General features: G+C 72.7%; 9 protein-coding genes. 2 read left to right on the forward strand and 7 right to left on the reverse strand.

Features of this window, described 5'->3' with window-relative positions; all coding sequences use genetic code 11:
• Window positions 1-5: 5 nt before the first annotated feature.
• The 5 genes from rpsI to MT346_RS15635 form a co-directional block, all read right to left on the reverse strand.
• Window positions 6-491 (reverse strand): 30S ribosomal protein S9, encoded by a 486-nt coding sequence (rpsI, locus tag MT346_RS15615; protein WP_243564016.1) that lies wholly within the window; start codon window positions 489-491, stop codon window positions 6-8.
• A gap of 39 nt (window positions 492-530) precedes the next feature.
• Window positions 531-977, reverse strand: coding sequence for a 50S ribosomal protein L13 (gene rplM, locus MT346_RS15620; RefSeq protein WP_243564017.1), 447 nt, complete (start codon window positions 975-977; stop codon window positions 531-533).
• 237 nt (window positions 978-1214) lie between these two features.
• On the reverse strand, window positions 1215-4271 hold the full coding sequence (locus MT346_RS15625; RefSeq protein ID WP_243564018.1) for an ExeM/NucH family extracellular endonuclease: 3057 nt from the start codon (window positions 4269-4271) through the stop codon (window positions 1215-1217).
• 108 nt (window positions 4272-4379) lie between these two features.
• A complete protein-coding gene (locus tag MT346_RS15630; protein WP_243564019.1) occupies window positions 4380-5126 on the reverse strand; it encodes an MBL fold metallo-hydrolase in 747 nt (248 codons plus the stop codon).
• Complete coding sequence (locus MT346_RS15635; RefSeq protein ID WP_243564020.1) at window positions 5123-6073, reverse strand: tRNA pseudouridine(38-40) synthase TruA; 951 nt, start codon at window positions 6071-6073, stop codon at window positions 5123-5125. The genes MT346_RS15630 and MT346_RS15635 overlap by 4 nt, the downstream gene beginning before the upstream one ends.
• A 103-nt stretch (window positions 6074-6176) precedes the next feature.
• On the opposite strand from MT346_RS15635, the gene MT346_RS15640 reads away from it, so the two are divergent.
• A complete protein-coding gene (locus tag MT346_RS15640; RefSeq protein ID WP_243564021.1) occupies window positions 6177-7169 on the forward strand; it encodes an ATP-binding cassette domain-containing protein in 993 nt (330 codons plus the stop codon).
• The gene (locus MT346_RS15645; RefSeq protein WP_243564022.1) at window positions 7166-7996 is read left to right on the forward strand and encodes an ABC transporter permease; all 831 of its coding nucleotides are present in this window, start codon (window positions 7166-7168) and stop codon (window positions 7994-7996) included. The genes MT346_RS15640 and MT346_RS15645 overlap by 4 nt, the downstream gene beginning before the upstream one ends.
• On the opposite strand, the gene MT346_RS15650 is transcribed toward MT346_RS15645, so the two are convergent.
• Both MT346_RS15650 and MT346_RS15655 read right to left on the reverse strand, forming a co-directional pair.
• Window positions 7978-11190: a BTAD domain-containing putative transcriptional regulator gene (locus MT346_RS15650; RefSeq protein ID WP_243564023.1), complete on the reverse strand. Its 3213-nt coding sequence runs from the start codon at window positions 11188-11190 to the stop codon at window positions 7978-7980. The two genes, MT346_RS15645 and MT346_RS15650, sit on opposite strands and share 19 nt — an antisense overlap.
• 40 nt (window positions 11191-11230) lie before the next feature.
• Window positions 11231-12349: an aromatic acid exporter family protein gene (locus tag MT346_RS15655; RefSeq protein ID WP_243564024.1), complete on the reverse strand. Its 1119-nt coding sequence runs from the start codon at window positions 12347-12349 to the stop codon at window positions 11231-11233.
• Between the last annotated feature and the right edge of the window lie 148 nt (window positions 12350-12497).

Consider the following 12497-nt stretch of genomic DNA (forward strand, 5'->3'; position numbering starts at 1 on the left):
GTTGATCAGCGCTTCGAGAACTGCGACGCCTTGCGGGCCTTCTTGAGACCGGCCTTCTTGCGCTCGATGACGCGAGCGTCACGGGTGAGGAAGCCAGCCTTCTTGAGGATCGCGCGGTTGTTCTCGCGGTCGATCTCGTTCAGCGTGCGCGCGATGGCCAGGCGGAGTGCACCGGCCTGACCCGAGGGGCCACCACCCGTGATGCGGGCGGTCACGTCGTACGAGCCCAGGAGCTCGAGCACCTTGAACGGGTCGTTGATGAGCTGCTGGTGCAGCTTGTTCGGGAAGTAGTCCTCGAGCGTGCGGCCGTTCACGACGAACGTGCCGGAGCCCGGGACGAGCCGGACGCGCGCGATTGCCTCCTTGCGGCGCCCGACGGCACCGCCGGAGACGTTGAGGATCTGACGGGGAGCGGCCTCGGCAGCGGCGGGTGCGCTCTCCGTGGTGAAGCTCTCCGGGGTCTGGTCGAGGGAGTCAGCGATCTGAGCCATGAGTTTTCTCTGTTCCTTGGAAGTCGTCGTGGCCGGGCGTTACTGCGAGACCTGGTCGAAGGTGTACGTCTTGGGCTGCTGCGCGGCGTGGGGGTGCTCGGCACCCGCGTACACCTTGAGCTTCTTGAGCTGCTCGCGGCCCAGCGTGTTCTTCGGCAGCATGCCGCGGATCGCCTTCTCGACGGCGCGGGTCGGGTGCTTCTCGAGCATCTCCGGGTACGACGTCGCGGTCAGGCCGCCCGGGTAGCCCGAGTGACGGTAGTAGACCTTCTTGGCGAGCTTGGAGCCGGTGAGGGCGACCTTGTCCGCGTTGACGATGATGACGTAGTCACCCATGTCCATGTGCTGGGCGAAGGTGGGCTTGTGCTTGCCGCGGAGCAGGGCGGCGACGTGCGAGGCGAGACGGCCGAGGACGACGTCGGTCGCGTCGATGACGATCCAGTCGTGCTGGACGTCTGCCGGCTTCGGTGAGAACGTGCGAGTCACAGGAGTGCTGCTTTCGTGTCGAGGTGAGGAGTCCGTGAATCCCGCTCCGGTCCGGGTTCTGCGCGGCAAAGCCGTCGGAACTCCGGGGTGGAGGGCTCATCTGACTGTCTGGCACACAACGGTGCGCAGACCAAGGTGAGATCCTACCGGACGCGACTCGCCCGGGTCAAACGCCGCCACCTGACGAGACGGGAGGCCCGGTGCCAGCTGGCACCCGGCCTCCCGTCTCGTTCCTGGTTACGCGGCGCTGGCGCGGCGACGGCGCGCGATGAGCACGCCCGTCCCGGCTGCGAGCAGCAGCAGCGCGGCGGCGATGCCGCCACCCAGCTGCGCACCCGTGAACGCCAGGTCCCCGCTCGTCACCGCACCCGTGGCCGGGTCGATCCGGATGCCCGTCCACCCGATCAGCGTGCCGTCAGCCGCCGTCACCGCCAACCGGTGCGCACCCGGCGTCGTACCGGCCGGGATCGTCACCCGCACCGTCCCGTCCGCCGCGACCGTCTCCGAGCCCAGCAGCACCGGATCCGAGAACAACCACACGTTCACCCGCTCGCCGACGTGCGACGAACCGACACCGACCGTGATGGTCTCCCCCGCACGCGCCGACACCGGAGCCGTGATCCCCCCACGCACCGCATCAGTCAACGACGAACCCGACGGCGCAACCGGCGCCGGCGTGGTCGTCCCGCCGTCGCCCGGCGTGCCTCCGTCACCCGGCGTGCCTCCGTCGCCGGGCGTGCCTCCGTCGCCGGGCTCGGTGTCGCCGTCGGCCAGGTCGAAGCCGACCAGGATCGGGTCGTGGTCGCTCGCCCGGTACACGTCGTCGGTGTACAGGTTCGTGGCGTTGGCGTTGTAGCGGCTGTACTCCAGGCCCACCGACTCGACCGAGTTGATGTTCCAGATGTCCACGCCGGTGACCGTCTCGAGTGCGGCGGGCGAGGCGAGCACGTGGTCGAGCGACCCGCTCAGACCGCTGAACACGTAGGACCACTCCGAGGCGTCCTCCGTCGGGCCCAGGTCCGTGTACCCGGCATCGTCGAGCACGACCATCGGGTCCTCCTTGCTGTAGGCGTTGAAGTCGCCGAGCATGAAGACCTTGTCGGTGCCGTACTGCTGCTGCATGTCGGCAGAGAAGGTCACGAGTGCCTTCGCCTGGCGCACACGGTCGGCGTTCGAGGCGCCCTGGCCGTCGCCCTGGTCGGCGTTCTCGCCGGTGCCGGAGCCCTTCGACTTGAAGTGGTTCGCGATCACCAGGAACTCGTCGTCCGCGGTGCCGCCGACGGGCCGGAAGGCGTCTGCGACCGGCTGGCGGGCGTTCGTGAACGCGGCGTCGAGCAGGATCGTCGACTCGCCCGTCGGTGCGACGCGGGCCTTCTTGTAGATGAGGGCGAGACGGATGACGTCCTCGCTGGCGGGCAGCGTCTTGGGGGACGGGACGTACGCCCACGTGTCGCTGCCGGTCGCGGCGTTCAGCGCGCCGACCAGGGTGGCGACGGCCGCGTCGCGGTCCTGGCCGAACTCGCGGGAGTTCTCGATCTCCTCGAGTGAGACCACGTCGGCGCCCAGCCCGTTGATCGCCTTGACGATCTTGACCTGCTGGCGCTGGAAGTCCTGCTGGTCGGCGGCACCGCGGGCGTCGCAGCCCGAGTTCACCGTCACGGGGTCACCGTCGCGGTCCGTGTAGTACGAGCAGCCCGTCAGCTGGTCGCCGGTGGTCGGGAAGTAGTTCAGGACGTTGAACCCGGCCAGCTTGACGTCACCGCCGACGTCGGCCGGCTTCGTCGTGCGGACGTTCGAGAACGTCGTGGGCAGGTCGGGCTTCGGGGTCGCGCCGGTGATCGGTGCGGTCGGCTGGAACTTCCACGCGTTGTTGCGGTAGTCCAGGACGACCGGTTTCGTGAAGGACGCGGCGGCGCCGACCGTGACGGGGGCGTCGTTCGTCAGCCACGAGACCGGGATGGACTGGTTCGCCTTCGACAGGAAGTTCGTGCTGCCACCGTCGTCGAGCGTGACCTTGCGTGCGGCGTTGTCCGCGGCGACGGCGAGCGCGGCCGGGGACCCGGGACGGGCGACCTCGGTCGGCTGGATGAGTCGCTTGGTGCCGGTGGCCAGGACGATCTCGCCGTACTGGTTCGTCGTGTAGTTGTCCGCGACGGTGTAGTCGCCCTGCGGTGCGACGAGCATGCTCTCGAGCGACTCGCGCTGGGCGTCGGTCGACGGGAACGCGACCGCGGCGGGCTGCGGCGCGGGCACCGTGTCGGTCAGCATCGTCACGCCACCCGCGGCGACGGTCAGCTCGGTCAGCCCGGAGAACTCGGACACGGTCCCGGTGAGCTCGACGTGGTCGCCCGCGTGCACCGACCCGGCCGTGGCAGCCGAGTAGACGAACACGGCGTCGCTCGCGGTGTGCGTCGCCAGGTCGACCGCGCCGCCCGTGCCCGGGGTCTGGACCGTGTAGCCGTTGAAGCCGCCCGTGGCGTACACCGCGGTGACCACGCCGGACGTGACGACGGTCTTGCCGACGTACGGCGAGGTGTCGGTCGTGCCCTGCAGCTGCGCGATGGTGACGGCCTGGGCGGGAGCGCCCGGGTCGGTCGGCGTGCCCGGGTCCGTCGGCGTGCCCGGGTCGCTCGGCGCTGCCGTCTCGCCCTTCGCGTTCTGCGGTGTGATCGTCGTGCTCAGCGAGAAGTCCGTCGCGTTGTCGTCGGTGTCCGTGGCGCCGGCAGCCCGGACCAGGGCGTCGGCCACGCTGTTCGCCGTGCCGGTCGTCGCGGCGGCGGTCTCGAACGTGTTCGACGTGCCGTAGCCCAGCACGTCGACGACGCCGGCGGTCCCCGCGGCGACGGTGCCGGCCGGGAGTGCCAGGGCGGTCGCCTGGTCGGACAGCACGAGCGTGCCGTTCGAGCCCGACGCGTTCAGCGACGACACCGCGTCCGGCGTCGGCAGGGCCGCACCGGTCGTGCCGTTCGAACTGCCCTGCACCAGGTACGTGCCGTGCGCGGGCACCGAGCCGGTCAGCGGGACGACGGTGCTCGACGCCGCGACCGACGTGGCGGAGCGGTACTGCAGCGACCACCCGTCGACCGCGACGGCCGTGTCCGTGGGGTTCGCGATCTCGACGAACTTGTTCGTGAACGGCTGGTTCGCGCTGCCGCCCTTCAGGTACGCCTCGCTGATGACGAGACCGTTGCCCGCGGTGTTCGCGCTGGCGGTGGTGGCGGTGGCGAGTGGTGCGGCGAGGAGTGTCGCTGCGACCGTGGCGCACAGCAGGGTGCGCCGGACGTTCGTGGGCATGCTGACCTTCTGGGTCGGGGGCGGGGAACCCTCAGACCGTACAGATCTGCGGGGTCATTCAGGTTTCGGCCAGGTGAACCATTGCACCCGACGCCGCCCCGACGACCGTCACGACCGGACCGGCACCCACTCCCGCCCGACCCGGTGCACCGCGGGCCCGTGCCCCGGCAGCACGATCTCGGGGATCGGCAGCGCCCGCGCCGACTCGAGCGCGAGCGCCTGGTCGTGCGTGAAGAACGGCGTGATCATCCGCGGGCGGGGGCTCCACGACCCGGGCTGGGTGTCGTGGTGCGACACCACGGCGTCGCCGGTCACGATCGCGTCCGCGGCGGGCAGCAGGTAGGTCGTCGAGCCGTCGGTGTGCCCCGGCGCCGGGAACGGCGTGATGGCCCGGCCCTCGAAGTCGTGTCCGGTGAACGCTCGCGCAGACGGCACCGTGACCGGTCGCAGGGCGTCCGACCGCACGGCCCGCCCCAGCCAGCGCAGCACGCGGGGCGACGCGAGCCGCCCACCGATCTCGGCCGGGGTGACCTGCTGGCGCGACGGTCCGCGGACGTTGTCGAGTTCGGACGCGTGTGCCAGGACCTCGACGTGCGGGAACAGCTCGAGGATGCCCGGGATGCCGCCCACGTGGTCGACGTGCCCGTGGGTGACGTAGATGCGGCGCAGGTCGCCCAGCTCGTGTCCGGCGTACCGCACGGTGTCGAGCACGAGTTCGGTGTCGGCGGGGTACCCGGCGTCGATCAGGGCGACGCCGTCCTCTTCTGCCAGCACGACCCAGTTCGACACGGGACCCTCGACGAAGACCACACCGGGGGCGACGGAGACGACGGACCGGGGTTCGCGGGAGCTCATCCCTCGACGGTATCCGAGCCGGCGGGCGCCGCGCTGACGGGCCCGGAACCGGCAGGCGCCGAGCCGGCAGGCGCCGAGCCGGTCGGCGTCGCTCGACGCGCACGGGTCTGGTCCGCCCGCGCCGCGAGCTCGTCGTCGGGCGGGTACCCGACCTCGGTCAGGGTCAGCCCCTTCGCCGGTGCGACCGTGAACGCGCTCGTCCGCTCCCCCGCCACGCGGAGCTCCTGCAGCCGCTCGGCCCCGAAGCGCCCCTCGCCGACCGCGATGGTCGCCCCCACCATCGCGCGCACCATGGAGTGGCAGAACGCGTCGGCCTGGAGGCTCGCCACCAGCACGCCGTCCGGCTCGCGGTCCCAGCGGAACTGCTGGAGCGTCCGGATGGTCGTCGCGCCCTCACGCGGCTTGCAGAACGCCGCGAAGTCGTGCAGCCCCAGCAGCGTCAGCGCACCGCGCTCCATCGCCGCCGGGTCCAGACGCCCCGGGTACCAGAGCGTGTGCCCGCGTCGACGTGGATCGTGGGGGGCGTCGGCGTCCGCGACCCGGTACTCGTAGCGACGCCACAGCGGCGAGAACCGGGCGTCGAACCCGTCCGGTGCGACGGACGCCCCCGTGACGACGACGTCCCCGGCAGCGCCGGCCAGCCCGTTGAGCCGCTTGACCAGTCCGTCCAGCGGCGAGCGCCCTGCCCCTCGCTTCGGGGCACTGAGGGCTGCCCACTGCGATGCGTCGAGGTCCAGGTGCGCGACCTGCCCGGTGGCGTGGACTCCGGCGTCGGTCCGGCCGGCGACCGTCAGCTGCGGCGGCGCTCCCCAGCGGGTGAAGACGGTCGCGAGTGCGGCTTCGAGCACGCCCTGCACGGTGGCCAGCCCGGGCTGGCGGGCCCACCCGGAGAACGCAGCGCCGTCGTAGGCGACGTCGAGCCGCAGCCGCACGGTTCCTTCACTCACGCTGCAACGGTACCGATGTCAGCGCCGCGTCAGTGCCGCGTGAGTGCCCGGCGGCACGATCGACCTCGACATCCACGCGAACCCCCACGAAAGGACCTGCGCGATGAGCACCACACCACTCGCGGTCGAGGCGATCGGCCTCGTGAAGACCTTCGGGCAGAACCGGGCCGTGGACGGTGTCGACCTGCGGGTCGAGGCCGGCACCGTCTACGGCGTGCTCGGACCGAACGGCGCCGGCAAGACCACGACGATCAGCATGCTGGCGACGCTCCTGAAGGCGGACGGCGGCGAGGCCCGCGTGTTCGGCCACGACGTCCGGCGCGAGGCGCAGCAGGTCCGTCGGCTGATCGGCGTGACGGGGCAGTACGCCAGTGTCGACGAGACCCTGAGCGCGACCGAGAACCTGGTCGTCTTCGCGCGGCTGCTCGGGCTGAGCCGGACCGAGTCCAAGCGGAAATCGAACGAGCTGCTCGAGCGCTTCGGTCTGACCGAGGCGGCGAACCGGCCGCTCAAGGGCTTCTCCGGCGGCATGCGTCGGCGGCTCGACCTGGCCGCGAGCCTCATCGCGCAGCCGCCCCTGATCTTCCTCGACGAACCGACCACGGGCCTGGATCCCCGCACCCGGGCGCAGATGTGGGACACCATCCGCGAGCTCGTCGCGACCGGGTCGACGGTGTTGCTCACGACGCAGTACCTCGACGAGGCCGACCAGCTCGCCGACCGCATCGCCGTGATCGACCACGGCAGGGTCGTCGCCGAGGGCACGAGCGACGAGCTCAAGGCATCGATCGGCACGGCCTCGCTGCAGCTCCGGCTGACGGACGCGCTGCGGCTCGACGCTGCGCGCACGATCGTCCGCACGGCGCTCCGCGTCGAGGCGGTCGTCAGCCCAGAGGGTTCCCGGCTGACCGCCCCGATGACCGACCCGGACCGCGTGACCGACCTGCTGGTGTCGTTCCGCGACGCCGGCATCTCCCTCGCCGAGATGAGCGTGCAGAAGCCGACGCTCGACGAGGTCTTCCTGACCATCACCGGCTCGCCGACCGCCGCCGCGGCCGACGACGCCGATCGCGAGCTCGAAGGGAGCCGCGCATGACCACCCTGACCCCCACCGCTCCGACCACGCCCCGCATCGCACCACGACCCGGCGTCGGTGGGACCGGCCTCGGCGCGACGATCCGCCAGTCCCTGACGATGGCGTACCGCGGGCTGATCAAGGTCCGTCGCACGCCCGAGCAGCTGTTCGACGTCACCCTGATGCCGATCGTCTTCACCGTGATGTTCACGTACATCTTCGGTGGCGCGATCGCCGGCAACGTGGCGGCCTACCTGCCGATCATCATCCCGGGCATCCTCGTCCAGACGAACATCACGTCGTCGATCGTCACGGGCGTGCAGCTCCGCGAGGACATGGACAAGGGCGTGTTCGACCGCTTCAAGTCGCTGCCGATCGCCCGGATCGCGCCCCTGGCCGGAGCGCTGCTGGCCGACACGGTCCGCTACGCCATCGCCACGACGATCACCTTCGTGGTCGGCATAGTGATGGGGCTCCGTCCCGCGCACGGCGTGTGGACGGTCGTCGTCGCCGGTCTGCTCGTCATCGTCGTCGCCTGGTCGATCAGCTGGATCTTCGCGTACTTCGGCGTCATCGCCCGCACGGCGTCGAGCGTCTCCGGCATCTCGAACCTGGTGCTGTTCCCGCTGACGTTCCTGTCGAACGCGTTCGTGCCGGCGGACACCCTGCCGAGCTGGCTGCGCTGGTTCTCCGAGGTGAACCCGGTCTCGCACCTGATCACCGCGGTGCGTGAGCTCGTGAACCACGGGGCCGTGGGTGGCGACCTGGTCTTCTCGCTGGTCGGCGCCGCGGTGGTCGTCGCGGTGTTCGCGCCGCTGACAGTCCGCGCCTACATGCGGAAGGCGTGACGCGCGCCCAGGTCCTCCAGCAGCACGCGAGTCCGCCCGACGGCCTCGGCCCGGTCCCACCCGGCCGAGGCCGTCTCGGCGTCCACGACGACCTGCTCCCCGGCCACGGCGACCACCAGCGGACGCAGCCGGACGTGCGCGAGCACCGCGAAGTCCTGTCGTGACCCGAACCGGCGGGCGAGCGCCCAGCACCGTGCGGCGTCTGCCGGCAGGCCGGCCCGTGCGGCCGCGACGGCCAGGCCGGCCATCGCGGTCCCGATGACGGGCAGGTCGAGCCACCGCGGATGCAGGCGCAGCATCACGAGCGTCTGCACCCGCAGGGTGCGGGCAACCGCCTGGAGGCCCGGCTCGGCTCCGCTGGGCCGGCCCGCCGCCGCCTCGTCCTCGGCCGCGATCCGTGCGGCTGCCGTCGTCAGCACCCAGTGCGGCGCGGTGTGGCGGCTCGGCAGCACGTCCTGCCAGGCTCGCGCGTACGCGGCGGCAGCGGCCTCCAGGTCCCCGGTGCTCCGCGCGCACTCCGCACGGATCGCGGTGGCCAGCACCGCGATCTGCGCCGCGTCGCCGTCCGGGCCACCGCGGTTCGCGATCGGCTGGTGCGCCAGGTCGGCCGCGATCGTCAGGGCCTGGTCGACGGCGCCGGTCGCTGCGGCGCACAGTCCGACGGTCCAGCCGATCTCGTACAGGTCGTCCTCGGCCCCGAACACCTCGAGCTGTGCGCGCGCCAGCTCGGCCACGGCGAGGGCCTCGGTGTGGCGGCCGGTCTGCGCGAGCAGCTGCGTCCGCGTCACTGCGCCCGATCCGAGTGCCCACGCGTCGTCGACCTGCCGGGCCAGGGCGATCGCCCGGTCCGAGAACGCCAGCGCTGCGGCGAACTCGCCGTCGTTCTCGGCCAGGGGTGCGCTCAGCGTGTAGGCCAGGCAGGCGACGGCCGGGTGCGGGTCGTCGCGGAAGCGTGCGAGCAGGTCGAGTCCCCGCTCGGGACGGCCGAGGGTCAGCAGCAGTGCCGCCTGGGCGTCGAGCACCGGGAACCCCGTCGATCCGCGCCGGGTGACCCTCCGCAGGGCCGAGATGGCGAGCGCCGCCGTCCGCCGGTCCCCGAACGCCGACGAGCCGCCGACCAGCACGAGCCCGAGCACGGTGGCCGGCAGGTCCGCAGGCTGGGTGTCGGCACTGCGCAGGACGGTCACGACCTCCAGCCCGAGGGCGATCACCTCGCCGTGCGCGCCGCGGAGCGTCCAGTACCCACCGAGTGCCGCGAAGACCCGGGCGACGGCGCTCGGATCACCGTCCTGCAGGCTCCAGCGCAGCAGCGTGACCAGGTTGTCGGCCTCGCGTGCGACCTCGCGGAACCACTGCCGCTGGTCCTCGCCCGTCGCGGTGAACAGGTTGCGGGCGACGGCGAACTCCTGCCCCCACCGCACCATCGCCCGACGGACGGCGTCGGCTTCGCCACGCTCGTGCAGGCGGGCGGCCCCGAACTCGCGGACCGTCTCGAGCAGGCGGTACCGGACCGGTCCGCCCTCGTGCTCGACGAGCTGCACGAGGGACTGTTCGACCAGCTCGGCCAGGTCGTCGAGCGCGTCGTGTCGGCGGCCGGCAGCGGCGACGGCCTCGACCGCGTCCACGGCGAGCCCGTCGGGGAACAGCGCCAGGCGCGGCAGCAGGTCCTGCGCTCCGTCGTCGAGCAGCCGCCAGCTCCACTCGATCACGGCCAGCAGGGTCCGGTGCCGCTCGGGTGCACTCCGGTCCCCGCCCCGCAGCAGGGCGAACCGGTCGTCCAGCCGGCGCTCGATCTCGTCCGCGCTCATGCCGCGGATCCGAGCGGCAGCGAGCTCGATCGCGAGCGGTGACCCGTCCAGTCGTGTGCAGATGCGTCGGACGGCGTCGACGGGCAGGACGGCACCGGGCCGGGCGGCACGGGCACGCTCGGTGAACAGGCGGACCGCGGCACCGTCGGCGTCGACGGGCAGCGGGGCGAGGGGCGCGACGACCTCGCCGGCGATGGCGAGCGGTGCGCGCGACGTCGTCAGCACGCGCAGCGACGGCAGGACCGCCAAGAGCTCGGCCACGAACGCGGCGATCTCCTCGACCAGGTGCTCGCAGTTGTCCAGCACGAGCACCGTCGGCTCGTCGCCGAGTGCCCGGAGCACCCGGCCACGCAGGTCGGCGACGACGACGTCGCGCAGGGTCCTGGCGCTGCGGACCTCGGCGATCCCCAGCAGCGCACCCAGCGCGGGGACGACGTCGTCGCCCGAGGTCAGCGGTGCCAGCTCGAGCACCACGACCCCGCGGTCCTCGGGCACCGCGGCCGCGACCGCCTGCGCGAGCCGGGTCTTGCCGAGCCCACCGGCCCCCAGGACCGTCACCAGCCGTCCGTGGGACAGCAGGTCCGTGACGGCGGCGACGTCGCCCTCCCGTCCGACCAACGCGGTGGGCGACGCCCGCAGGCCGACACGACGGACCCCGCCCGCAGCCGACGCACTCCGGCGGAGCAGGTCGGCGTTCAGGCGGACCAGGTCGGCGGACGGGTCCGCGCCGAGCCCGTCGGCCAGGCGCTCGCGGTGCTCGGCGAACACGGCGAGCGCCTCGGTGGTCCGACCGGCGGCAGCGAGCGCCTGCATCGCTCCGCGCACGGCGACCTCGTCGAACGGGTCGAGGGTGGCCTCGTCACGCCAGAGTTCCGCGGCCGCCCCGGCATCGCCCGCCGCCAGCAGTGCGGCGCCCAGCAGCCGGCGGAGCCCGCGACGCGCGGACGCTGCCCGGTCGGCCAGCGCCGTGCCGAGCTCACCGTCGAGGTCGGCCCCCGGGTCGCCCCGCCAGAGCGCCAGGGCACCTTCGACCGCCTGCCGGCCCTCGGCATCGCCGGCGGTGCCGAGCCGTTCCGCCTGACCGAGGTCCACGTCGTCCGGAGCGACGGCGAGTGCGTACCCGGTGGCGGTCGACACGACCAGCCCGTCGGCGGTGCTCCGGTGCAGGCGGGACACCAGCGTCTGCAGTGCGGCCCGCGCCCCCTTCGGCGGGGTCTCGCCCCAGAGCTCGTCGATGAGCGTCTCGGTCGGCAACGCGTGGCCTCGGGCGAGCACGAGCGCCACCAGGAACGACCGGGCGAGGGCACCCGGCACCGGGGTCGGCGCGCCGCTCGGGTCCTCGACCAGGACGGGTCCGAGGACGGCGATGCGGGGGTGCTGCGGCACGGTCCGAGTCTACGGAGCCGCAGCCGCACCGCGGGCGGGTTCAGGCCGGACGGCGAGCCGAACCGAACGGTCCGGTCTTCGTGTCGATGTCCGCCGTCGCACGGCGCTCCGACTCCACGATCCCGCGCAACGACACGAGCGCCGAGGCCGTGACGGCCACGTGGGACGGGTTCTCGCGCGACGCGTCGAGTGCCCGTTCCACCGCGGCGACCGCACGGTCCGCGGCGTCCTCCGGGCAGTCACCGCGGATCACGCAGGCGATCTCGTCGAGCGCCGCGGCGAGCGGCTCGGCGAACGCCGGGTCGGGTCGTCCGATGCCCTCGGCGACCGGACCCGACCGTGCGACCAGCTCGGTGAGGTCGGTCGTGTACCAGGCGACCCGCTCCAACGCCCGGAACCGGGCGCCGTCCTGCTGCAGCCGTGCCCGCGATCCCCGCAGTGCCCCGCGCGGGTTGATCTTCCGGCTCTCGTGCGCGATGGACACCCGCGACCGCACGTCCGCGATCGCCCGGTCCAACCGGTCCTGCTGCCGGTCCCAGGCGGCGACGTCGCGCTGCCCCTCGCGCAACACCACCGCCAGGCCGTCGAGGTGGTCGGCGAGGACCCCGTTCACCGCGTCGATCCGGTGTTCCGCGTCCCAGAAGTGCAGCGGCGGGAACACCAGGAAGTTCACCAGCAGGCCGACCACCACGCCGACGGCCATCTGCACGAGGTACCCCAGCGAGTAGCCCTCGGCGTGCGCGCCCCCGACCAACAGGACGAACAGCGCCGCGGTCGACACCCACGAGCTGCCCTCGCCGAGCACCCGGAACCCGCCGACCAGCACGCCGATGCCGACCGCCAGCGCGACGGCCAGCACGCCCGGGTCGCCGACCCACATGGTGAGGGCCGCGACCCCGATGCCGAGCGCGATCCCCACGAGCGTCTGGATCCCGCTGCGCAACCCGGCGAACACCGTCGTCTGCATGGCGATCACGGCGCCGAGCGGCGCGTAGTACGGGTAGTCCGACGCGACCCCGGGGACGTGCCGCGCGACGAACCACGCCAGCGCGGCAGCGCCGGCGGCCTTGGCGGCGTGCAGCAGACGCGGCTGCGTGCCGGACGTGCGGCTCCACCGCCACACCCGCGTCCCGACGCCCGCGACGTGTTCGAATCCCATGTGTCCTCCGTGCCGTCGACCCCCACCCGGTGGGCCGACCGGTCACCCTACGGCCCGGGCACTGGGAGCGCTGCCGGGTCCGTCTCCCGTTCCCCCGGACGCCGGAAGGCCCCCACAGCGAGTGCTGCGGGGGCCTTCCGTGGTGACG

Origin of the sequence: Curtobacterium sp. VKM Ac-2922 (assembly GCF_022815645.1) — a bacterium.
Lineage (GTDB): Bacteria > Actinomycetota > Actinomycetes > Actinomycetales > Microbacteriaceae > Curtobacterium.